We start from the raw sequence: 21,040 nt of genomic DNA, 5'->3' as shown, positions 1-21,040 counted from the left end.
CAAATGGAAAAGGGGGCGGATTACTCCGCCCCCTTCAAACCAGGTGATGGTCAAACCAGATGATCGCTGGTTGGCCGGCCTCTATTGCTTCACGCCTGACGCGCCTGGCGCTTTGCCGAACGACTGGAACTGTTCGTTGCCAACAAATCCAAACGCCGAGACTCCCGAACCCTTGATGATGTTGAGAACTTTCGCAGCCGAATCATACGGCGCCGACGGATCGGGCTGAAACTGCAGTTCGGGTTCAGGCTTGATCTTGAGCGTTTCCTGAAGAAGCGAAACCAACTGGCCGTCAGTGATGACGGTATTGTTCCAGGTGATCTCGTTCGACGGGGTGATCGAAACCTTGTTCTTGTCGTGCTTTGGCGGCGGAACATTCGTCGGCGGCTGGGGAGCCGGCAGATCGATATTCACCGCATGGGTCGCAACCGGAATGGTGATGATGAACATGATGAGAAGAACGAGCATGACGTCGATAAGCGGCGTCGTGTTCATTTCCATCATCGGTTCGCCATCATCGCTGCCGCCTGACATTGACATGGGGGGTTACTCCTGAATTGGGCCAAAGATGGCCAAGGCCTGGGTTACGACTTAGCCGTTCGGATCGACCGGGGTCGAAATGAAGCCAACGGTCGGATAGCCAGCTACCTGAACATTGAAGATGGCACCGGCAACGCAGCGCCACGGGGCTTGCTGGTCACCACGGATGTGAACCTGCGGGATCAGTTCCGGATTGTTCTTGATCGCTTCAGGGCCGCCGGCCTTTTTCACGATCACATCGAGCCACGCGAAAGCCTTGTCATAAAGCTCTTGCGAATCGACCGGAGTGATATTGTTGAAATAGACCCGGCATTCCCCGCCCAGCGAGGCGCCTTCAAAACCCGGATCTCCTGCATTGCGGCCAGCCGCATCGGTGGTGCTGACTGTCAGCAGCAGGTTTTCAACCTTGTCCTTGGATTCCACTGTCGCAATGATCGGAATCTTCAGCTTCTGGATCGTCTGGATTGCGATCGGAACCGCGATGAGGAAGATGATCAGGAGCACCAGCATCACGTCCACGAGGGGAGTGGTGTTGATGTCCGACATCGGCTTCTCTTCGCCGCCGCCGCCAACTGCCATCGCCATGAGTCAAATCCTATCTGTTCTTGTCCGGGCCGGCTTGCTGCCCATTTGGGCAGTTGCCGTGACCCTGGTCCGGGCGTGATGCGGACGGTTCACCGTCCGCATCATGCTCAGCTCTGCGCTCAGGCCTTGGCGGCCGGGGCAGCGGCGGCGGGCTTGGCGGCCGGTGCAGCAGCCATAGCGGGCTTTACGGCACCCTTCGAGTTGATGTTGGCCAGCACGTCGGTCGAGAAGCCCGAGAGGTTCTCTGCGATGCGCTTGTTGCGGGCCTGCAGATAGTTGTAGGCGAGCACGGCCGGAACGGCCACCAGCAGACCGAGTGCGGTCATGATCAGCGCTTCACCAACCGGGCCAGCAACCTTGTCGATCGATGCCGAACCGGCAATGCCGATTGCGATCAGCGCGCGGTAGATGCCGACCACGGTACCAAACAGACCGATGAACGGCGAGGTTGCACCAACGGTCGCCAGGAACGGCAGGCCGCCAGCAAGACGAGCATTGATCGAAGCTTCCGAGCGGGCCAGCGAACCGTGCAGCCAATCGTGGGCTTCCATCGAATCGGTCATTTTGCTGTGCTGGTCTTCAGCGGTCAGGCCATCATCAACAATCTGGCGCCAGGCGCTGTTCTTGTCGAGCTTGGCAGCGCCTTCCTTGAGCGACGGTGCGCGCCAGAAGTTCGTGCGAGCAGCCTTGTACTGGCTGATGATCTTGTTCTGCTCAATCCACTTGGTGATCAGGATGAAGAACGAACCGAACGACATGACGCCCAGGATGATGACGGTGGCATAAGCGATGAAACCGCCCTGCTCCAGAGCTTCTGCGAAGCCAAACTTGTTCTGCGGAGCCGCGGCAGCGCCGGCAGCAAGAAGTTCAAAAACCATGCGATAGTCCTCTCAAAGAAGAAATTGAAACGTTGTACCCATTGGGATCCCGGCCGTTCGCCGGGCCCCGCCAAAACTTACTCTTCCGGGATAACCCAGCGGAAACGGCTGCTCCACGATCCACCGGTTGGCCTGCCATCTTCCATCCCGGGGACGAACCTGGCACGCCGCATCAGCAGTGAGCAAGCAGTTGAATCCAGATCCGGGCTGCCGCTTGAAGAGGTGATATCGCAGCTGGTTGGCCTGCCATCCGCGCCATAAGTCAACCGGAAACCAGTGGTTCCCTGCCGCTCTTCACGCATCGCCCGGGTCGGATAGTCGTCGTTGGTCACCCAGCCGCCCGGATTGCCCTTGGGCTTGCCTTGCACGGGGGGAGCCTTCGGCGGCTCTTTCGTTGCCACTGCTGTCGCAGTTGCCAGCGGCTCAAACGTCTGAGTTGGACGCACGGGAGCAGCTGACGTGACCGTTTGTATATTGGTCTGCGGCGGCGAAAGGTTGATCCGCGGCGGCGGCACAACGATTGGCGGAGGAGTCACATCCTTCTTGGGTGGAGGTGGCTTCTCTTCCTTTTTGGGTTCATCTTTTTTGATGTCGACGGTCGTCACCTTCTTCACCACAGCCTTGAACCCTTCATAGGCAAGGCCGGTAACCAGCGCATAGCCTAGGGCGAGGTGCAGAAGGGCGACTAGGACAAATGCGGCAATCCTGTTGCCGCTCATCTCTTGGTCAGCGTAGGCCATTCAGATGCATCACTCCATGACAATCCCCCCGGGCCAAGGCCCGGACCCAACGCCCACTCCTCCCGAAGGAAAGGGCAGGCGCCCCTAAAACGTTATTATCCACCCTGATGGGTCAATCCGGGATACTGCGGAATGCGCCCGACGCATCCATATCCAGATCGCGGGCCGTTGTTGTGTTTGGCCCGGTTATGACGAATCATTAGCTTCGTGATCGCTTTGGCGCAACGGTTTATCCGTTAACCTTCGATTCAACTGTGGTAATGTTGTGATGACCGGAAATGCCGCTGATTCCTGCGGTTGCAGCCGGCTCGGCAAGGTGGAGTAGCAATGACAGGTTCCGGATTGAAACGTAAGTTGGCCCGCCTGACTGCTGTTATCCTGTTGCTGATGGCGGCAAATCAGCCTGCTGCGGGCATTGCTGATTCGCCGATTCCCCCGCCCTTGCCGCCCAGCTATGCCGACCTGGCAGACCTTTCTGACCAGGCCCCACTGGTGATCCGCGCCAAAGTGCGCAAGGTCGCCTTGGTCGAACCCGCCCGCGCGCCGGGCCTGCGTCCGGGTTGGGCCCGGCTTTATATCGAAGCCAAAACCGAAGCCCTGATCGCCGGCAGCACCCCGGTGGGCGAAGCGCTGCGTTATCTGGTTGATGTTCCGCTTGATCCCAAGGGCAAGGTGCCCAAGCTCAAGAAGCGGGTCGTGATCCTGTTCGCCCGGCCGGTGCCATCCCGGCCCGGCGAGATTCAGTTGACTGCGCCCGACGCCCAATTGCTGTGGGATCCCGCGCTTGAACAGCGGGTAAAGGGCGTGCTGGGCGAGCTCTATAGTGCCGGCGCACCGCAGCGGATTAGCGGTGTGCGCGAGGCAATCCATGTTCCAGGCGATCTGGCCGGTGCCGGGGAGACCCAGATTTTCCTGACCGCCGCCAATGGCGAACCGGCCGCGATCACGGTGCGGCGGGCACCGGGGCAGGCCCCGCGCTGGGGGGTTTCGTTTTCTGAACTGGTCGCCAGCGATGGAGCGCCCGCGCGCGATACCTTGGGCTGGTATCGATTAGCCTGCTTCCTGCCGGCTGGCCTGCCGCAGCCTGCGAACATCTCTGATGCACCGGCTGACCGGGTGGCCGCAGCGCGTGACTATGCCTTTGTCATGGTCCAGCTGGGGCCGTGCCCCCGGATCCGCCGCTAGCTTTCAGGGCTTGCCCGCCGCACGGACGGTGCCTAAGGCCCGGCTCGCGAACAGGGAGCTTCCATGGCCGAGCCGCTTAAAATTGCACTTGCCGGATTGGGCACCGTTGGCCTTGGCGTGATCCGCCTGATCGAGGCCAACCGCGCCCTGATCGAGCGGCGCGCAGGGCGCCCGATCACAATCACCGTTGTTTCGGCCCGCGATCGCAGCCGCAACCGCGGGGTCGATCTATCGCCATATGCGTGGGAAGACGATATGGTGATCCTGGGCGAGCGCGGCGACGTTGACGTTGTGGTCGAAATGGTCGGCGGATCAGATGGCCCGGCGCTGGCGCTGGCGCGTACCACGATTGAGGCCGGCAAGGCGCTGGTCACCGCCAACAAGGCAATGATCGCCCACCATGGGCTGGAACTGGCCGGCAAGGCCGAGGAGCACAAGGTTGCCCTGAAGTTCGAAGCGGCGGTGGCTGGCGGGATCCCGGTGATCAAGGGCCTGCGCGAAGGTGCAGCGGCCAATGCGATCGAGCGGGTTTACGGAATCCTCAACGGAACCTGCAACTACATCCTTACCGTGATGGAAGATTCGGGCCGTGATTTCGCCGATGTTCTGTCCGAAACGCAGGCGCTGGGTTATGCTGAAACTGACCCGACCTTCGATGTCGAAGGGATCGACGCTGCCCACAAGCTTTCCATCCTGGCCGCTATCGCATTTGGCACGAGGCTTGATTTTGCCGGAGTGGCCGCTTCGGGGATCACGCGGCTGCGCGCCGCCGATATCGCCCAGGCCGATGCGCTGGGCTATGTGATCCGCCTGATCGGCATGGCCGAAGCTGGCGATGATGGTCTGTTTCAGCGGGTTCAACCGCACCTGGTGCCGATGGATCACCCGCTGGCCCATGTTGACGGGGCAACCAATGCGGTTGTGGCTGAGGGCAATTTTTCGGGCCGCTTGCTGTTCCAAGGTGCGGGCGCGGGCGATGGCCCAACCGCCAGCGCCGTGGTGGCCGATATCATCGACATCGCGCGCTCAATGATGCGCGGCGCTGAGGTGGACAATGCCTTCTCGGTTCCGGTTGGCGAACTGGAGGCCAAGCCCCCCGCCCCGACCGGACACCGGCTGAGCCGGGCCTACTTGCGCTTCATGGTCAAGGATCGCCCGGGCGTGCTGGCAGAAATCGCCGCCGCGCTGCGCGATGCCGGGGTTTCAATCGAAAGCCTTATTCAAAAGGGCCGCGCCGGGGATGCCGGCGAAGTGATGGTTGCCCTGGTAACCCACGAAGGGCCCGAAAGCGCGGTGAGCGAAGCGGTCAGGCTGCTTGAGGGATCAGAGAGCCTAAGCGAACCACCGCTGGTGCTGCATATTCTGGAAAACTAGGGCGCGGCGATTTCGCCCTTGGCAATCCTGTCTGCATCCGAACCTTCAGGGGCCTGCGGCAGCGCTGTGACATCGACGAAATAGGCTGGAACCGGGGCGCTTCCCATGTTTCCCCGGCAAACCCCGTCTGCGCCTTTGCGGCACCGGATTGAGCCAACAAAGGGAGCGCTGGGAATATTTCCATCAAGCGCGCGCCGGGCAGCCAGCGAATTGGGATCGGTTTGCGCGGTTGAAGCAACCCGCTGATCGCGGCCGCGATCAACACAGACGACAATTTCGTTGGGATCGGCCTGAGCGCAGCTTTGGCGTTGCGGTTCAGCTTCGCCAAAGGCCTGCCTGGACGTGTCGATCAGTTCATCGACCCGCCGGCCCGGATCAACCGGGCCTGAAGCTTGTTCGGCGATGGCAGGCGCGGCGGCCAACGCCAGCACCACAAAGCCAAACCGATAGCGCCGCATTACCACTCCCGTCCCTGCCCCGGTTAGGAGCAGGGACGGGTTTTTCGGTTAATCTTGGCTGAATAGATTTCAGCAGCCCTCAGGATCAGTAAGTATCCCGGGTCCCGCTGATTTCCTTTTCTTTTTCATCGGCCACACCGGCAACCAGATGAATCGCCTTTTCCAGTTCCTTGACGCTGGCGCCATCGTGAAGCTTCACGTTGAAAATCAGATAATCGCCTGAAATTTCATAGGCGCCGATCCGCAACCCGAAATTGTCACGCAGCAAATCCAGTGCCTTGCTCTTGATATTGTCATCTTCAACATTGGCGACCGGGCCAAAAACCTGGCGGATCATCAAAGGAGCTGCTTCTTCAACCTTGCCTGAGACAAACACCACCTGGGTGCGGTTGTCTTCGGAAAACTTGAAGGTCATTTTGAAATCGCCGTCTTTGTCGATTTCATACTTCTGGCCCATGCTATCCAGCTTGCGCTTGACCGAATTATCTTCGGCCTGGGTTACCGCCGGAGCCAGTGCAGCAGCCATCGCCACGCCCATCAGGCCGACGCGCGTGGCGCCGATCAACCTTGAAATCATTGGAACTCTCCTAATTCTAAAGCAGACGCCCGACCTGCTGCGCGCTATACCTTGCCCCGCAATTCTTGCAAGTAGCTAGCTACACTCGACATTGTCACAAGCCGCGTCTAAGCGCGCTTCACATACCTATGCACAGTCCCCTTCGTCAAAGGCGAGCCGATCAAGATGACATCTAACAAACCCGCAGCATCCAAAGTTCTTGACCGTGCGCTTGTGCTCGAAATGGTTCGGGTTACCGAAACTGCAGCGATCAGCGCCTCGAAGCTGATCGGGCGCGGCGATGAAAAGGCCGCTGATGCAGCTGCGGTTGAAGCCATGCGATTGGCGTTCGATGGGCTGGCGATCGACGGCACCGTGGTGATCGGCGAAGGCGAACGCGATGAAGCCCCGATGCTTTATATCGGTGAAAAGGTTGGCGGTGCGCAGGGCACCGGACCCAAGATCGACATTGCGCTCGATCCGCTGGAAGGCACCACGATCACGGCCAAGGCTGGCCCCAATGCGCTGGCGGTGCTGGCCTGCGCCGAAGAAGGCAACCTGCTGAACGCTCCGGATGTTTATATGGACAAGCTGGCGGTGGGGCCGGGCTATCCAGATGGGATTATCGATCTGGCCAAAAGCCCGACTGAAAACGTCCGCGCGGTGGCTGCGGCCAAAGGTGTGGAGCCGGGCGATATTATCGTTTGCGTTCTGGATCGGCCGCGCCATGCGGATTTGATCGCCGAGCTGCGCGCACTGGGCTGCGGGGTTGCCTTGATCCCTGATGGGGATGTGGCGGGCGTAATCGCGGTGACCAACGAAGATACCAATATCGATCTTTACATGGGTTCGGGCGGCGCCCCTGAAGGCGTTCTGGCGGCAGCCGCACTGCGCTGTGTCGGCGGGCAATTCAACGGCCGCCTGATCTTCCGCAACGATGATGAGCGGATGCGCGCCGCCAAGTGGGGGATTGAGGATCTGAACAAGATCTACAAACTGGAAGAGCTGGCAAAAGGTGATTGCATCTTCGCTGCAACCGGGGTCACCGATGGATCGCTGCTCAAAGGAGTGAAGCGCCACAAGGGTGGCGTGCTGACCACCAATTCGGTTGTGATGCGGGCCAGTTCGGGCACGGTCCGCTGGGTTTCGGGCGAACACCGCGCCAAGTAAACAGGCTGCTGGCGCGCTCTAGCCGGCGCGGCAATATCGCCTAACCGCGGCGTCGATATCCTGCGCAATCACAACCGACGCATCGGCGCGCAAGACACAGACTTGCTCGGCATCAACCCGCGCACCGCCGGGTGCAACCAGATAGCGTGCCAGCCGCGGGGTCTGAGCCACGCGCCCGCCTCCATTCTGGCTGAGCGCAAGGAAATTTGACAAGCTGAGAACCCAGGTCTGCCCCTTGGGGATCGCCTTGAAATCCTGCAGATAATCTGGCCACGGATTGACCACCATGGCATCGCGCATCGGCCGGGCCGTGGGGAAATCAAGCGCGCCAAACACCGCCGCATCGGCAAAAACCATGTCAGCGGCAGGGGCGCCTTCAACCGCGGTTCGGGCAATTGCGGTCAGTCCTGGCGAAAGCGGTACCGGCGCATAACGCGCGGCATAGTGCCCATTGAACGCCGCCAGAAAGACCAGAAGGCCAATTGGCATGACCGGCCAGGTTGCCAAGCGCGCCAAGCTTGCCCAGCCAGCGCCAATTGCCTGCGCATGCTTCAGCAGCGCCTGCCCGGTCAGTGCCAGCAGGAACAGCTGCCCCAGAGTATAGGCGATCCAGATCGAAGGGCGGCTGTGGGTTGCGACCGACAGCGCAAACCCGGTGGTCAGCAATACCGGCACCATGACATGCGCCGACATCACTTTTTCGCCCAGTGCCTTGATCCGGACCAGGCAGATAGCCGCGGTCATGATCACGCCCAACCCGAGTACACGCACCAGATTTTGCAGGAAATCCCCGCGCCCGCCGATCCCGACCCGGATCGAGCTGTACTTGTACATCGTGCGGGCAAGTCCGCCGACGTCGCCCTGACAGGCGAGGATCAGCACCAGGCAGGCCAGCGCAAGGCCGCCTCCAGCAAGCACCAGTTCGCGCGCGCTGATCCGCCGAACAAACAGCGCCAGGCTGGCCACAAGGCAGAAGGCCAGGAACGTTGGGGCAATAGTTGGTGTTACAAACAACAGAAAATAGCCCGGCCCGCGCCAGTGCGCTCGCCCGTTGCTGGTTAGCATCACGCCCCAAAAGAAAGTGGCAAAACCCAGAATCTCCATCCGGATGCCCGAATAAGCGACGCAGCCCAAGAGCAGCACGCAGGCGGCCGGAATGCCCCAGGATATCCGGCCCAGCCGCGATATGAGCGTGCCCAAGGCAATGCTTGCGGCGATACAGCATGCCGCCCAAAATAGCGCCAAGGCCTTTAGCGATTGGCCGAAAAGCGAAATCCAGCCCAGCAGTGCCCAGGAAAATGTCGGCGGATAAAACAGATAGGCCGGTTCTGGATAGAAGGCCCGGCTGAGGAAGACGTTATCGAGAAAACCGTGATCGCGCAGCCCCAGCGCGGGGCCAATCATGATCGCATCATCGGGATAGGCACGGGGGAAGCCGGCCAGTGCCAGCATCAACCAGAATACCGCCGCCACCGCGATGCCGACCCGTATTTGCCGCCTGGACTGGCCGCCCGGACCGCTATCCGGCACGGCCCGCCCTTTTGCCCTTGATCCGCGCCGTCAGGTCGATCCGCTCGGCCACATAGTCCAGCACCACCCGGCTAAGCACGGGCTGGATGTGAGCCCGCGAATTGAGCAGCATGAATGCCATCAGGATCGGCATCATCAGGGCCTGAAACGAAATGACAATTGCAAAGCCCAGCACCGTGGTGGCCCAATTGGGCAAGGCCATAGCCGTGAAGAATTTGAAGTAGAGCGCCAGTCCGGTGACCCCCATCGAAAGGGCCAGCATCACCGCGCTAACGATCAGAATGCGGATGAACACGGCCTCGGTAAAGACCGAGATTGCACCCAGGCCATGTGCGATCAGCGAAACGAAGTTCATTTTCGACTGGCCGACATAACGTGTCCCACGCCGGGTTGGCACGAACCGGATCGGAATCCGCGAACGCAGCAATGCGGCGGCAAAATGGTTCCACACATTCTGATCGCGCACTATCCGGCCAACCATCCCGGCGGGCAGGATCGCGAAATTGCCAAAGTTGATCCGCTGCCCGGTCAGATACCGGAACAGCCCCAGATAGATCCGGTAAAACAAGCGAAACAGGAACGACTCCGATCGCTGTGCGCGCTGCGCGACAAGCGCCACGGTCTGATCCTCCTGCGCCATGGTATACAGGCGGCGCAGCTCTGCCGGGCGATCTTCCCCGTCAGAATCCATTATCGCCACATGCCCGGTGGGTGAGTGGCTGGCGATCTCGGTCAAACCGATAGCGATCGCGCGCTGGTGGCCAACATTGCAGCCCAGCTTTAGGCAGGTGATTTTGCTGATCCGGGGGCCAGCCGGAATCGCCGCAGGCCCAGCCTGGATCGAACCATCATCAACCAGCACAGCTTCAATGGTGACCGCCTCATCCGCAAATTCGCGTTCGATATCGGCCAGCAGGAATTGTGCAGATTCCCAATCGTTGAAAACCGGCATTACAATCTGGAGCAAGCGTTGGTCCCCAGCGGTCATGCGCGAAGCACCATCTGGTCAATGAAGCATTGGATGCGCAGCATTCAGGACCCCCATAGTCGCCCAGCAATGCGGTGCCGCGCAGCAAAAATGCGATATTTCAGCGCTTGGCGAAGGTCAAGAGCGAGTTGGCAATGAAACTGAGAGGAGGATAGGTGACAGCAACAACAACAGCTGCCCACTTTGCAGAAAATCCGATGCTTAAAGCGATTAATTGAATCAAGAGACATAGTCCCATAATCGCAAAAGTTATAAATACAAATTGGGACCCAGTCCTGTAGTGGCTCTGGTTAGATTTAAAAGTGAAGAAATAATGCCCCAAATATGACGCAAGCGTACTAAAAATAAAAGCAACAATATTGCAGATTTGCGGATTTAATCCACGGTTCAGCAGCACGATCGACAGCGCTAGATACAGCCCTGTTGCACAAAGGCCAACGCCGATGAAGCGCAGCAGCGAACCCAGGGTTTGTGAAGGCGGCTGCTGCATCGCGCCTAGCCCGGCTTGCGCCAGACCAGCACCACGCTGCGCCCACAGCTGTGCCCCAGCAGCGGATCGATCAAGCGCGAAACCGGCACCATCAACCGGTCCCAGACTTTCACCTGATCAGCGCTTGGCAGTGATTGCTTGAGCAGCAACTTGTTCGCCAGCGAGGCCATCAATCCCACCGAATCCATATAGAACGCTGCCTCCTCGCTTAGCCCAGCAGGCAAAATCGCGCGCAGCATGGTTTTGGTATAGCGCCGATAGTGTCCCACCGCTTTGTCGAAAGGTGAGAACAGATAGTTGTATGCCGGTGCCAGGACCACAAGCCTACCGCCAGGCCGCAGCAGTTCTGCGGCAGCGCGCAGTTCGGCTGCATCGTGCTCAATATGTTCAAGCACATCGACATAGATCACCGTATCGGCGCGCGCTTCGGCGGGCATTTCACGCAGCGTTCCCGCCAGAACCGAAACTCCTTCGCCCAGCGCGCCGCTTGCGGCCAATGCCCCAATCTGCGCAGCCATCGCCGGATCCGGTTCGATGCAAAGCCAGCTTTCCAGATCGAGCCCAGGCCGCAATGTGCGCGCCGTTTCGCCCAACCCAGCTCCAACTTCAACCACCTGCCCGGCCAGGAACGGCGCCAACCGCGCTTTGACATAGCGCTTCCAGTTCAGCGCCAGCGCGAAATGCTCCAGCTCTGCGCCTTCATAGGCAAATGCATCGGAATTCATCGCGTGCCACCCTTCAGATCGCCGCGGCCATATCGCCAAGCCCGGCCTGCGAACAGCCAAAATTCCCCCTGGCCCAAGGCCATGCACAGTTTTGCGCCGCTGTTTCGCCTTCCCCGATTACAATCGCAAGGCCGCGCATTGAGAGCAGGTCGCAACAGATCTAGCAGGGAGCTTGGTCATGATGCTGCTGGCCGGAAATTCAAACCTGGCACGGGCGATCGCGGGCTATCATGAGCTGCCGTTGGCCAAATCGCGCCAAGGACAGTCCGCTAGGTTTCGGGCGAACACCGCAACCAGCAGTGAGCCGGGACTGACGATTTGCTGATGCCCCCTGCAATTCGCGCCGATTACCGGGCGGCTTTTTCCATGGCGCAGGCTCGCTTTGCGGCCAGCTTTGCTGTGGCCTTCGCCGTTCTAGCTTGCCGCTGGTTTGAATTGATTCCACCGCCGTCGTATGTCCAGCCTACTTGAACAGTCTTATTCTCCATATATTGCAGCTTTAGTTCCGATAGGGATAAATCAAACGAACCTGCCGCATGCTTGTAGTTTCGACACGCTTCCTTGTAATTCCCAGATTTCTCCGCGCTTACTGCTCGGTTGTATTCATCAATACCCCGAGAATACCAGAATCGAGCCTCATCGCCCGCTGCGGCGACTCTATCGGGCTGCGGAAAATATTCGAGAGACTGGGCCGAGGCGAAGATCGGAATTGCAAGCGATAGGGCAAGACCAGCGGCCAAGGCACGGAACGGTGCCAGGCGGCTTGTTGCCCTGGTGGATTCAGATTTGGTCATGTGCGATCCTCTCGTATTCACGCCCTTCCTACAAGCGAGCGACCATACGGTGTTGGATAAACGCGCCATATTTTTGAGTATCAAGATGGCAAATTGCGCCTGCACTTTGAAAAAGGCGCACTCCCCTCAAGGCGCGATTCCTTGGCGATGCGGGCAGTACAGGCAATTATTCACCACCCGCTGTTGTCCGCGCCGCGTTCTGCGCCACTCTTGCAATCACAGGAAGCCTCGCTAGAGCCGCTCACATCGCAGGGCACAACAAGGCACCTTTCATGAAACTCTTGGCCGGAAATTCAAACCTGCCGCTGGCACGGGCGATCGCGGGCTATCTTGAGCTGCCGCTGACCAATGCAGACGTACGCCGCTTTGCCGATGACGAAGTGTTTGTCGAAATTCACGAAAACGTGCGCGGCGAAGATGTCTTCGTGCTGCAATCGACTAGCGCACCGGCAAATGATAACCTGATGGAACTGCTGATCTGCATCGATGCTCTGCGCCGCTCTTCGGCCAAGCGGATCACCGCCGTGATTCCCTATTTTGGCTATGCCCGGCAAGACCGTAAACCGGGCCCGCGCACCCCGATTTCCGCCAAACTGGTCGCCAATCTGATCACCGAAGCCGGCGCTGACCGGGTGCTGGCGGTGGATCTGCACGCCGGGCAGATCCAGGGCTTTTTCGATATCCCAACCGACAACCTTTATGGCGCGCCAGTTATGGCGGCCGATATCCTGCAACGCAGCGGCGGCGAAAACCTGATGGTTGTATCGCCCGATGTCGGCGGTGTGGTCCGCGCTCGCGCGCTGGCCCGGCGGCTGGGCAATGCGCCGCTTTCGATCGTCGACAAGCGCCGTGACAAGCCGGGCAGCAGCGAAGTGATGAACATCATCGGCGATGTGAAAGGCTGGGATTGCATCCTGATAGATGACATCATCGATTCGGGCGGAACGCTGTGCAACGCCGCGCAGGCCTTGATGGATTCGGGCGCGAAATCGGTCACAGCCTATCTCACCCACGGTGTCCTTTCAGGCATCGCGGCCGAGCGGGTGCAGAAATCGGCGCTCAAGGAACTGGTGATCACCGATTCGATCCAACCGAGCGAGGCAACCCGGGCCGCCGCGAAGATCCGGACCATTTCAATCGCCCCGCTGATCGGCGAGGCGATCCACCGCATTGCTGAGGAAAGCTCGGTTTCGAGTTTGTGGGACTGATGGCCTATGACGCCGAACTCGCGCTGGCGAACCGCCTTGCTGATGCGGCGCGCGCTGTAATTCAGCCGCTGTTCCGCACGGGTACGCCCGGGGAGCGCAAGGCTGATCGTACGCCGGTGACCGAAGCCGATCGCGGCGCCGAACAGGCGATGCGCGCGCTGATCGAGGCTGCATTTCCGAATGATGCGATCCACGGCGAGGAGTTTGGCGCGACCACCGGCACATCGGGCCGGACCTGGGTGCTCGATCCGATCGACGGGACTACCGCGTTCATGGCCGGGCGCCCGATCTTTGGCACTTTGATTGCGCTGGTTCAGGAAGGCTGGCCGGTTATGGGGTTGATCGATCAGGCAATTCTGGGTGAGCGCTGGATCGGGATCACCGGCAAGCCAACCACCTTCAACGGTGTGCCAGTACGAACCCGCCCGTGTCCTAATCTGGCCGAGGCTGCGCTTGCCACCACCGGGCCACACTATTTTGACGATCATCAAGGCCAGCACTTCATGGCGCTAGCCGCAAAGACCGATCACAAGCGGATGGTGATGGGCGGCGATTGCTATAACTATGCGATGCTTGCCAGCGGGCACCTCGACCTTGTTTGTGAGGCAAACCTGAAGCTCCACGACTATGCCGCGCTAATCCCGGTGGTTGAAGGTGCCGGCGGGGTGATGTGCGATTGGAACGGCGATCCGCTGCACGCCGCCAGCGATGGCAATGTGCTGGCGCTGGGCGATCCGGCACGAGTTGAGGATGTGGTTGCGGCGCTGGCCTGCAATCACTGAGCCAGGCCCAGATCGGCCTGCAACCGTCGCAGCGTTGCCCGTCCGACTGCAGCGTGGCGGGGGTTATCGGCAAGGCCAGTTGAAAGCAGCACCGAGCCAAACGATATCGCCCATCCCATCGCCCGCACAATCATATCGGCATTGGCGCCATAGGAGGCCAGGCCCAATCGCCGAGCGGCAGGATCATCAAACAGAATCCACAATGACGCCAGATCGGTCGCCGGATCACCGCCGCAGATATCGCCCCAATCGATAATCGCGGTGAACGCGCCGGCTTGTACCAGCACGTTGGCATAGTGCAGATCGCCGTGCAGCCAGACGGGCTCAAAATCTGCCGGAGCCTGGCAGGCGCGCTCCCACAGCGCTGATAATTCCGGGGCAATTGGTTCGCCGCGCTTGGCCAGCACATCCCAGCCGCTGGTCATGGTTTCATGGCGCTGCCCCAATGCGACACCGCGATGGGCATTGTAAGGTGCCATGCCGCGGTGAGGCAAATGCAAGGCCAGCAGGAATTCTGCCAGCCGGGATGCCTGATCGGGCCGTGGCGGATCAAGATCCGCGTTATCGCCTCCAAACCTGTGCGCAATCAGCCAGGGCCAGCGATAGCTGGAATCCCCGGTTCCGCAAAACACCGGGACCGGGATCGGGATCGGCAGGCGCGGTGCCAGACCGGGCAGGCATTTGATTTCATGTTCCAGCAGCGCCACAGCAACTGCGCGGCGCGGCAGCCGAACGATATGCTGATCACCCAGCCGGAACAGCCAGTTGTCCCAGCCGTGCCCCAGCAATTCTACCGGGCGACCGGCCAATTCGGGGCACTGGCTGGCCACGAGCTGCGCAACCGTCTTCGAATCGACGATGATTTCTGGTTCGGGTGTGCGGGACATCGCGCCCGGCAATGGCGCAAGATTGGGCAGTTTGCAAAGCCGGTGTCAGGCCGCGCCGCAGCGCTGTTTCGGGCGGGCCTGAAATCAGTGCAAGCCAAACGCGCATTCTGTCTGTAAGGGCGCGCTCATCATGACTTTCCCAGATGTAACCCCGCTTCTTGCCGAAGCGCTTGCCGCGCATGGCTATACTGCCCTCACCCCTGTCCAGTCGGCGGTTATCGAGCCTGGCGCCAAAAGCCGCGATCTGGTGGTTTCGGCCCAGACCGGATCAGGCAAAACGGTCGCGTTTGGCCTCGCCATGGCCGATGAGCTGCTGGCCGAAGCCGCACTGGCGCCCGCTGCCGCGCCGCTCGCGCTGGTGATCGCCCCTACGCGAGAGCTGGCACTGCAGGTCAGCCGCGAACTGATCTGGCTCTATGCCAAGGCCGGAGCCCGGATCGCAACATGCGTGGGCGGGATGGATCCATCAAAGGAACGCCGCGCGCTCAGCCACGGCGCGCATATCGTGGTTGGCACACCGGGCCGGCTGCGCGATCACCTTGAACGCGGTGCGCTGAACCTAACCGGCTTGCGCAGCATCGTGCTCGATGAAGCCGACGAGATGCTTGACATGGGCTTTCGCGAGGATCTGGAAGAAATCCTCGATGCCACGCCCACCGGGCGCCGCACGCTGCTGTTTTCGGCCACGATGCCCAAGCCGATTGTCGCACTGGCGCGGCGCTATCAGAACGACGCAGTGCGGATCTCGACCGTGGGCGAGGATCGCGGTCACGGCGATATCGCCTATCAGGCGGTCATGGTCGCCCCGGCCCAGATCGAGCACGCAGTAATCAATCTGTTGCGCTTTCACGAAGCCGAAACCGCGATGCTGTTTTGCGCCACGCGTGACAATGTTCGCCACCTCCATGCCACGCTGATAGAGCGCGGTTTCGCCGCTGTCGCGCTTTCAGGCGAGCATAGCCAGTCTGAGCGCAACAACGCCTTGCAAGCCTTGCGCGATCGCCGCGCCCGGGTCTGTGTGGCAACCGACGTTGCCGCGCGCGGGATCGATCTGCCGACGCTAAGCCTGGTGGTCCATGTTGAAATCCCGCGCGATGCCGAAGCGCTCCAGCACCGCTCGGGCCGGACCGGTCGCGCTGGCAAAAAGGGCACGGCGGTGATCGTGGTCCCCTATCCGCGCCGCAAGCGGGTCGAATCGATGCTGCGCGGTGCACGGATCGAGGCTGAGTGGCGCGAAGCGCCAACCCCTGACGACATCCGCAAGAACGATCGCGAACGCCTGATCGCGGCGCTGCTTGCGCCGATCGAAGCCGACGATGAAGACCGCGAAATCGCCGCCCGGCTGCTGACCGAACGCAGCGCCGAAGACATTGCCGCCGCACTCGTGCGCGCGCACCGCGCCGCGATGCCCGCGCCCGAAGAACTGATCCCCGGCACCCACGAAGCCCAGCGCGCCGCGCAAGTGGAACGTCACCGCCCCGGCTTTGACGATGTGGTCTGGTTCCGCATGGACGTCGGCCGCAGGCAAAACGCCGACGCCCGCTGGATCCTGCCACTGCTGTGCCGCAGGGGCCACGTTACCCGGGGCGAAGTTGGCGCGATCCGGATCGGCCAGCACGAAACCCATTTTCAGGTTCCGTCAGCCGTCGCCCGTAAATTTGCCGACGCCGTGAAACGCACCGCCGGGATCGATGGCGACGATGAGAGCGGGATCACCATCGAGCAAAGCGAAAGCCCCCCGCAGCACGGCGCCCCGCACAAACCCCGCGGCGGCCCACCTCCCAAGCCGCACCGCGGCCAGGGCGGGCCAGGTAGCAAAGCTGGCAATGGCCCAAGGGTGTTTCACAAAGGCAAGCCGAAGGGGCCGCGCGGGTAATTAGATTGTGGTGCTTGCCACCACCTCAATCGCCCCCTCTTTCCCGCCAAAATCGAGCAAATCCCCCGCCTCGGCTCCCATCATCGCGCGGGCCAGTGGGGCGGTAAACGCCAGTTTTCCCGCAACTGGATCGGCTTCGTCATGCCCGACCAGTTCGATCACGCGGGGCTTGTCGTTCAGCAGCAGCTCTACCCGGCTGCCGAAGCCGACCACGCCCCCTGCCCGCGCTTCGGTCAGTTCGGCGGTGGCCAGCCGGGTGCGCCAATAGCGCAGTTCGCGCAGGTGCTTCTTGCGCTCGGCTTCTTCCGTGATCGCCGGCAGCGCGGCCTCCAGTTCGGCCACTTTCGCTTCGAGCAGGGTCAACCCGCGCGCGGTGACAAGATTGGGGCCAAGCGGGATCGGCAGCTCAAACTTGGGTTCGAGATGCTCCTCATCACTTTCACGGCGAAATGCGACGCTCATTGCGGCTTCATATCACGCCAGCGCAGCCTTCACAAAGCCGCCCGCGCGTTCGCCGATCATGATGCTGGGCGCGTTGGTATTGCCCGAGACGAGCCGCGGCATCACGCTGGCATCGGCCACCCACAGCCCTTCGATCCCGCGCGCCTTGAGCGTGGGATCGACAACTGCGGCTTCATCGCTGCCCATCCTGCAGGTGCCGACCGGGTGATAGATCGTATCAGAAGTTTCCCGGATACGGGCTTCAAGCGCTTTATCGTCATTGTAATCGATCGGATCGCGATCGCGCGCATCCAGCTGCGACAGCGGCGGGGTTTCAGCTATGCGGTACATCAGCCGGGCGGCATCGCGCAGCAGGGTAAGATCGCGCTCATCGGAGAGGAAGTTGGGATTGATCGCCGGGGCCATCGCCGGATCAGCTGATTTCAGCCTCACCCAGCCGCGGCTTTCGGGGCGCAGCACGCAGGCGTGGAGCGAGAAGCCGTGCTCCTTGGGCTTGTCGCGCCCGTGGTTCTGGATGATTGCCCGGATAAAGTGGTATTGCACGTCGGGTGCCGGGGCATCGGGACGGATTTTGACGAAACCTCCGCTTTCGGCGAAATTGGTGGTGAGCATACCGGTGCGTTTGAGACGGTGTTCGATAAACGCGCTGGCAACTTTCATCAGCCCGCGCAAGGAGCCTCCGAACAAGCTGAGGTCATCAAGATCATAGCCCACCAGAAAATCGCAGTGGTCCTGCAGATCTGCGCCAACCGCTGGCTTGTCGATCTGAACGCCGATCCCATGATCCCGCAAATGCGCTGCCGGTCCGATCCCGGACAGCATCAAGATCTGCGGGCTGCCGAGGGCCCCGGCCGATAGCACCACGCCGCCACTGGCCTTGATCACCGCCTGCCGGTTGCCTATCCGCACAGCGACCCCAGTGGCGCGCCCATTCTCGATCACGATCTTCTCGACCGTGGCGCCGGTCCGCACAGACAAATTTGGCTTGCCAGCCAAGGGATCGATAAAAGCCCGCGCGGCGGACCAGCGCTCGCCGTTGTGCTGGGTCACCTGGTAAAGCCCGAAGCCGTCCTGCTGCGCGCCGTTGAAATCATCGTTCAGCGGCATTTGCAGCCGGCTGGCGGCATCGACGAAAGCCTGGCCGACCGGGCTGGGGGCAATCTGGTCTGAGACGTGGAGCGCGCCGCCCGTCCCGTGATAGGCGTTGCCGCCGCGCTGGTTGTTTTCCTGACTTCGGAATACCGGCAACACATCCTGCCAGCCCCAGCCGGTGCAGCCCAACGCCGCCCAATTATCGTAATCCCACTGGTTGCCGCGGATATAGACCATGCCGTTGATCGCGCTTGATCCGCCCATCCCGCGGCCGCGCGGCTGATAGCCGATCCGGCCGTTCAGTCCCCCCATCGGTTCGGTATCATAGGCCCAGTTGCTGGCCTTGGGCGCAAAGCTGAGCAAGCCCGGTGTCCGGATCGCCAGATTGGTGTTGGCTCCGCCAGCCTCAAGCAGGCAGACCTTCAGCCTGCCATCAGCCGCCAATTTTGCAGCAGCAGCGCTGCCTGCGCTGCCGCCACCAATCACGATCACATCAAACTGATCCACGCACCTGACTCCATTGGTTATGGGGAGGATTTAAGCGCGCGGTTAAATCTGCGCAATGCTATTCGGCAGGCGCGTCGCCTTGCATGGCCAGCCACAGTGCCCGCAACGCGTCTGAGGTGTCGCGGCTGCCATCGTGAGTCCAGCCCGGAGGGCGCCAGATATAGCCCAGCTTTGATCCCCACGGCGCGCTCCAGACATCGCGGGCGATCCCGATCCATTCGTGGAATGCGGTCCACAGCAGATTGAAACTGCCCAGCTGTTTGACGATCCCATAGTGGATTCGCGTTCCTTCCAGCTCGCTCTGAAAGGTTCCGAACATCCGGTCCCAGATGATGAACACACCGGCATAGTTGCGGTCCAGATAAAGCGGGTTGGTGGCGTGATGCACCCTGTGGTGGCTGGGTGTGTTCATTACCGCCTCGAACCAGCGCGGGCATTTGTGAATGGCTTCGGTGTGGAACCAGAACTGGTAAATCAGGTTGATCCCGCCGCAGAAAAAAATCATCACTGGATGGAACCCGATCAGCAACAGCGGCATGCGGAACACAAACCCCAGCGCGATCGTGCCGGTCCAGGTTTGGCGCAGTGCAGTCGAAAGGTTGTAGTGCTGGCTTGAGTGGTGGTTGACATGGGCGGCCCACATCCAACGCACCCGGTGGGCAAACCGGTGGAACCAATAGTAAGCCAGGTCATCGAGCACGAAACAGGCGATCCAGGCCCACCATTGCCAACCGATATCAAGCAGCCTGAACTGCCAGGCCCAATAATACAGCGCCGTAATCAATCCGCCCATTAGCAGCCCCGTCACGTTGCTGCCCACGCCCATGCCAAGCGAGATCAGCGTATCGCGCGGCTCGTACTTATCAGGTGCCTTGCGCCAGGCCCAGACCATCTCGATCAGGACCAGCAGGATGAAGCCGGGCACGGCAAAATCGACGGGATTGAATTCAGGCACTGGCCGATCCCCCCAGATGGCGCAGGCTGCTGGCCCAGCTTTGGGCCTTTTCGCCCAGATCGAGCGTAACCCGGCCGAACTGGCTCTCGCTTGTGCCAAGGGTCAGGAAATTCCGGTCTAACCGGGCAAAGGCATGGCTATCCAGCTCTCGTGCCGCAAAATGAGCGCCGTGGCGGCGCAGCAGCATAACCCGCCCCTGCCCATCGCGCAGCAGCGCGCCGATCCCGGCCCGGTCCAGCGCCAGATCAATGGGTTCAAACCCGCACAGTGCATCGCGGGCCAGCTGACGGGCTTCAGCTTCGGAACCAATCCGAACATCGGCGCCAAGCCTCAGCTTCGAACACAACAGCCCCAGCAGCAACACCGCCGCGATTGAGCCCGCCAGCTGCAAGACCTGCCCCAGCATGGCCCCTAGCCCTGCCGCGCCGCAAGCATGTCCATGATCGCGCGCACCGGGGTGAGATCGTATCCCGCCCCGGCAGCAGCAGCGGTCAACGCGTGCGGGCTGGCACCGCGGCTGGCTTGTGCCAGTGCCCAAAGCAATGTCGATCGGGTTCCGGACCGGCAATAGGCCAGCACCGGCCCTTCGGTATCGGCCAGTGCCTTGGCCATGGCTTCGACCTGGGCGTCGGAGAAACCGACATGGGTTACCGGGATGGCAAGATAAGCGATGCCAGCGGCCCCGGCCGCGGCCGCGATTACGCTGCCAGGAGTCTGATCGTCAGACTCATCCTCTGGGCGATTGTTGACGATCAACTTCACCCCCAGCAACGCAGCTTTAGCCACGTCTTCAGGGCAAATCTGCGGGCTGGCAAAGACCCGGTCGGAAATTCTGGCGAACTGCGTCATGGCTGCCCTGTGCCAATTCGCCGCCCCGGTGGCAAGCGTCAGTCTGTCAGAAAACCTCGCAATTCCACCGATTACTCCCGGCATGACGGAAAGCCATGTGCAGAAATACAACAGTTGCAGGGTCACGTATTGGCTTTGGCGAATCCGTTCGCCATTGGCGGAAAACTTGGCTATGTGGATAAATGCAGAGGAGAGGGCTTTACAGCCGTTTGTCCTGTCGCCCGGTGCGTTTCGTCCGCGCCGCCGGGCAGTCTTGATTGGGGCGAAACGAAGGTAAGTTCGACTTTATGGGTTTTGATAGAGGGCGTCGTGGCCGTGGCCGCGACAAGCGCGACGGTTTCGGCGAAGATAATTTCGATCCGTTCGGTGGCGGCAGCAGTGGCGGTGGCGGCGGTGATCGCTTTGGCGG

Annotated in this window: 23 protein-coding genes and 1 pseudogene; 6 read left to right on the top strand and 18 right to left on the bottom strand. The window is 61.0% G+C overall.

Features of this window, described 5'->3' with window-relative positions; translation table 11 throughout:
- Positions 1 to 81 precede the first annotated feature (81 nt).
- The 4 genes from ABL914_RS08300 to ABL914_RS08285 all read right to left on the bottom strand — a co-directional run bounded on the left by ABL914_RS08300 (position 82) and on the right by ABL914_RS08285 (position 2,743).
- Positions 82 to 540, bottom strand: a complete 459-nt coding sequence (locus ABL914_RS08300; RefSeq protein ID WP_391562712.1) for an ExbD/TolR family protein — start codon at positions 538 to 540, stop codon at positions 82 to 84.
- Between the two features lie 51 nt (positions 541 to 591).
- Entirely contained in the window at positions 592 to 1,125 is a 534-nt protein-coding gene (locus ABL914_RS08295; RefSeq protein ID WP_391562711.1) for an ExbD/TolR family protein, read from the bottom strand.
- Positions 1,126 to 1,244: 119 nt separating this feature from the next.
- On the bottom strand, positions 1,245 to 2,003 hold the full coding sequence (locus tag ABL914_RS08290) for a MotA/TolQ/ExbB proton channel family protein (RefSeq protein WP_391562710.1): 759 nt from the start codon (positions 2,001 to 2,003) through the stop codon (positions 1,245 to 1,247).
- Between the two features lie 77 nt (positions 2,004 to 2,080).
- Positions 2,081 to 2,743, bottom strand: coding sequence for an energy transducer TonB (locus ABL914_RS08285; protein WP_391562709.1), 663 nt, complete (start codon positions 2,741 to 2,743; stop codon positions 2,081 to 2,083).
- Positions 2,744 to 3,097: 354 nt separating this feature from the next.
- On the opposite strand from ABL914_RS08285, the gene ABL914_RS08280 reads away from it, so the two are divergent.
- Together ABL914_RS08280 and ABL914_RS08275 are read left to right on the top strand one after the other, a co-directional pair.
- A complete protein-coding gene (locus tag ABL914_RS08280) occupies positions 3,098 to 3,928 on the top strand; it encodes a hypothetical protein (RefSeq protein ID WP_391562708.1) in 831 nt (276 codons plus the stop codon).
- A gap of 63 nt (positions 3,929 to 3,991) precedes the next feature.
- A complete protein-coding gene (locus ABL914_RS08275; protein ID WP_391562707.1) occupies positions 3,992 to 5,302 on the top strand; it encodes a homoserine dehydrogenase in 1,311 nt (436 codons plus the stop codon).
- On the opposite strand, the gene ABL914_RS08270 is transcribed toward ABL914_RS08275, so the two are convergent.
- Both ABL914_RS08270 and ABL914_RS08265 read right to left on the bottom strand, forming a co-directional pair.
- A complete protein-coding gene (locus ABL914_RS08270; protein ID WP_391562706.1) occupies positions 5,299 to 5,760 on the bottom strand; it encodes a hypothetical protein in 462 nt (153 codons plus the stop codon). The two genes, ABL914_RS08275 and ABL914_RS08270, sit on opposite strands and share 4 nt — an antisense overlap.
- An 85-nt stretch (positions 5,761 to 5,845) precedes the next feature.
- Complete coding sequence (locus ABL914_RS08265) at positions 5,846 to 6,337, bottom strand: hypothetical protein (RefSeq protein ID WP_391562705.1); 492 nt, start codon at positions 6,335 to 6,337, stop codon at positions 5,846 to 5,848.
- 165 nt (positions 6,338 to 6,502) lie between these two features.
- On the opposite strand from ABL914_RS08265, the gene glpX reads away from it, so the two are divergent.
- Entirely contained in the window at positions 6,503 to 7,486 is a 984-nt protein-coding gene (gene glpX / locus ABL914_RS08260) for a class II fructose-bisphosphatase (protein WP_391562704.1), read from the top strand.
- Between the two features lie 18 nt (positions 7,487 to 7,504).
- On the opposite strand, the gene ABL914_RS08255 is transcribed toward glpX, so the two are convergent.
- The 5 genes from ABL914_RS08255 to ABL914_RS08235 form a co-directional block, all read right to left on the bottom strand.
- Positions 7,505 to 9,016 (bottom strand): hypothetical protein, encoded by a 1,512-nt coding sequence (locus tag ABL914_RS08255; protein WP_391562703.1) that lies wholly within the window; start codon positions 9,014 to 9,016, stop codon positions 7,505 to 7,507.
- Positions 9,006 to 10,004: a glycosyltransferase gene (locus ABL914_RS08250; RefSeq protein ID WP_391562702.1), complete on the bottom strand. Its 999-nt coding sequence runs from the start codon at positions 10,002 to 10,004 to the stop codon at positions 9,006 to 9,008. The genes ABL914_RS08255 and ABL914_RS08250 overlap by 11 nt, the downstream gene beginning before the upstream one ends.
- Before the next feature lie 100 nt (positions 10,005 to 10,104).
- Positions 10,105 to 10,494, bottom strand: coding sequence for a GtrA family protein (locus tag ABL914_RS08245; RefSeq protein ID WP_391562701.1), 390 nt, complete (start codon positions 10,492 to 10,494; stop codon positions 10,105 to 10,107).
- A 5-nt stretch (positions 10,495 to 10,499) separates the two neighbouring features.
- A complete protein-coding gene (locus tag ABL914_RS08240) occupies positions 10,500 to 11,219 on the bottom strand; it encodes a class I SAM-dependent methyltransferase (protein ID WP_391562700.1) in 720 nt (239 codons plus the stop codon).
- Between the two features lie 347 nt (positions 11,220 to 11,566).
- Entirely contained in the window at positions 11,567 to 12,013 is a 447-nt protein-coding gene (locus tag ABL914_RS08235) for a hypothetical protein (protein WP_391562699.1), read from the bottom strand.
- 272 nt (positions 12,014 to 12,285) lie between these two features.
- On the opposite strand from ABL914_RS08235, the gene ABL914_RS08230 reads away from it, so the two are divergent.
- Together ABL914_RS08230 and ABL914_RS08225 are read left to right on the top strand one after the other, a co-directional pair.
- Positions 12,286 to 13,221, top strand: a complete 936-nt coding sequence (locus ABL914_RS08230) for a ribose-phosphate pyrophosphokinase (RefSeq protein ID WP_391562698.1) — start codon at positions 12,286 to 12,288, stop codon at positions 13,219 to 13,221.
- Positions 13,221 to 14,003 carry an inositol monophosphatase family protein gene (locus ABL914_RS08225; RefSeq protein ID WP_391562697.1) on the top strand — a complete coding sequence of 261 codons (783 nt, stop codon included), beginning with the start codon at positions 13,221 to 13,223 and terminating at the stop codon, positions 14,001 to 14,003. The genes ABL914_RS08230 and ABL914_RS08225 overlap by 1 nt, the downstream gene beginning before the upstream one ends.
- Here ABL914_RS08225 and ABL914_RS08220 read toward each other — a convergent pair.
- On the bottom strand, positions 13,997 to 14,890 hold the full coding sequence (locus ABL914_RS08220; protein ID WP_391562696.1) for an aminoglycoside phosphotransferase family protein: 894 nt from the start codon (positions 14,888 to 14,890) through the stop codon (positions 13,997 to 13,999). The genes ABL914_RS08225 and ABL914_RS08220 overlap by 7 nt on opposite strands.
- Positions 14,891 to 15,020: 130 nt before the next feature.
- On the opposite strand from ABL914_RS08220, the gene ABL914_RS08215 reads away from it, so the two are divergent.
- A complete protein-coding gene (locus ABL914_RS08215; RefSeq protein WP_391562695.1) occupies positions 15,021 to 16,766 on the top strand; it encodes a DEAD/DEAH box helicase in 1,746 nt (581 codons plus the stop codon).
- Here the strand turns inward: ABL914_RS08215 and ABL914_RS08210 are convergent, their stop codons facing one another.
- The 6 genes and pseudogenes from ABL914_RS08210 to ABL914_RS08185 form a co-directional block, all read right to left on the bottom strand.
- Positions 16,767 to 17,228: a GreA/GreB family elongation factor gene (locus ABL914_RS08210; RefSeq protein WP_391562694.1), complete on the bottom strand. Its 462-nt coding sequence runs from the start codon at positions 17,226 to 17,228 to the stop codon at positions 16,767 to 16,769.
- Between the two features lie 12 nt (positions 17,229 to 17,240).
- A complete protein-coding gene (locus ABL914_RS08205) occupies positions 17,241 to 18,827 on the bottom strand; it encodes a GMC family oxidoreductase (RefSeq protein WP_391562693.1) in 1,587 nt (528 codons plus the stop codon).
- Positions 18,828 to 18,885: 58 nt separating this feature from the next.
- Positions 18,886 to 19,782, bottom strand: a complete 897-nt coding sequence (locus tag ABL914_RS08200) for a sterol desaturase family protein (protein WP_391562692.1) — start codon at positions 19,780 to 19,782, stop codon at positions 18,886 to 18,888.
- Positions 19,775 to 20,188 carry a hypothetical protein gene (locus tag ABL914_RS08195; RefSeq protein ID WP_391562691.1) on the bottom strand — a complete coding sequence of 138 codons (414 nt, stop codon included), beginning with the start codon at positions 20,186 to 20,188 and terminating at the stop codon, positions 19,775 to 19,777. Before ABL914_RS08195 ends, ABL914_RS08200 begins: the two co-directional genes overlap by 8 nt.
- A gap of 5 nt (positions 20,189 to 20,193) precedes the next feature.
- Complete coding sequence (locus ABL914_RS08190; protein WP_391562690.1) at positions 20,194 to 20,631, bottom strand: TIGR01244 family sulfur transferase; 438 nt, start codon at positions 20,629 to 20,631, stop codon at positions 20,194 to 20,196.
- Between the two features lie 170 nt (positions 20,632 to 20,801).
- Positions 20,802 to 21,040 (bottom strand): annotated as a pseudogene (locus ABL914_RS08185) (hypothetical protein); the annotation flags it as partial.

Source organism: Novosphingobium sp., from assembly GCF_040079535.1.
In the GTDB taxonomy this organism is placed as follows: domain Bacteria; phylum Pseudomonadota; class Alphaproteobacteria; order Sphingomonadales; family Sphingomonadaceae; genus Novosphingobium.
The sequence above is the reverse complement of the archived record's forward strand: the minus strand, read 5'-3'. Positions and strand labels throughout refer to the sequence as shown.

Bases quoted from the DNA above. Each gene is read 5' to 3' on its own strand.
- ABL914_RS08215 (WP_391562695.1), top strand. From the start codon at position 15,021: ATGACTTTCCCAGATGTAACCCCGCTTCTTGCCGAAGCGCTTGCCGCG.
- ABL914_RS08195 (WP_391562691.1), bottom strand. From the start codon at position 20,188: ATGCTGGGGCAGGTCTTGCAGCTGGCGGGCTCAATCGCGGCGGTGTTG.
- ABL914_RS08230 (WP_391562698.1), top strand. From the start codon at position 12,286: ATGAAACTCTTGGCCGGAAATTCAAACCTGCCGCTGGCACGGGCGATC.
- ABL914_RS08295 (WP_391562711.1), bottom strand. From the start codon at position 1,125: ATGGCGATGGCAGTTGGCGGCGGCGGCGAAGAGAAGCCGATGTCGGAC.
- ABL914_RS08300 (WP_391562712.1), bottom strand. From the start codon at position 540: ATGTCAATGTCAGGCGGCAGCGATGATGGCGAACCGATGATGGAAATG.
- glpX (WP_391562704.1), top strand. From the start codon at position 6,503: ATGACATCTAACAAACCCGCAGCATCCAAAGTTCTTGACCGTGCGCTT.
- ABL914_RS08210 (WP_391562694.1), bottom strand. From the start codon at position 17,228: ATGAGCGTCGCATTTCGCCGTGAAAGTGATGAGGAGCATCTCGAACCC.
- ABL914_RS08220 (WP_391562696.1), bottom strand. From the start codon at position 14,890: ATGTCCCGCACACCCGAACCAGAAATCATCGTCGATTCGAAGACGGTT.
- ABL914_RS08250 (WP_391562702.1), bottom strand. From the start codon at position 10,004: ATGACCGCTGGGGACCAACGCTTGCTCCAGATTGTAATGCCGGTTTTC.
- ABL914_RS08245 (WP_391562701.1), bottom strand. From the start codon at position 10,494: ATGCAGCAGCCGCCTTCACAAACCCTGGGTTCGCTGCTGCGCTTCATC.
- ABL914_RS08240 (WP_391562700.1), bottom strand. From the start codon at position 11,219: ATGAATTCCGATGCATTTGCCTATGAAGGCGCAGAGCTGGAGCATTTC.
- ABL914_RS08235 (WP_391562699.1), bottom strand. From the start codon at position 12,013: ATGACCAAATCTGAATCCACCAGGGCAACAAGCCGCCTGGCACCGTTC.
- ABL914_RS08225 (WP_391562697.1), top strand. From the start codon at position 13,221: ATGGCCTATGACGCCGAACTCGCGCTGGCGAACCGCCTTGCTGATGCG.
- ABL914_RS08285 (WP_391562709.1), bottom strand. From the start codon at position 2,743: ATGGCCTACGCTGACCAAGAGATGAGCGGCAACAGGATTGCCGCATTT.
- ABL914_RS08270 (WP_391562706.1), bottom strand. From the start codon at position 5,760: ATGCGGCGCTATCGGTTTGGCTTTGTGGTGCTGGCGTTGGCCGCCGCG.
- ABL914_RS08290 (WP_391562710.1), bottom strand. From the start codon at position 2,003: ATGGTTTTTGAACTTCTTGCTGCCGGCGCTGCCGCGGCTCCGCAGAAC.
- ABL914_RS08275 (WP_391562707.1), top strand. From the start codon at position 3,992: ATGGCCGAGCCGCTTAAAATTGCACTTGCCGGATTGGGCACCGTTGGC.
- ABL914_RS08265 (WP_391562705.1), bottom strand. From the start codon at position 6,337: ATGATTTCAAGGTTGATCGGCGCCACGCGCGTCGGCCTGATGGGCGTG.
- ABL914_RS08190 (WP_391562690.1), bottom strand. From the start codon at position 20,631: ATGACGCAGTTCGCCAGAATTTCCGACCGGGTCTTTGCCAGCCCGCAG.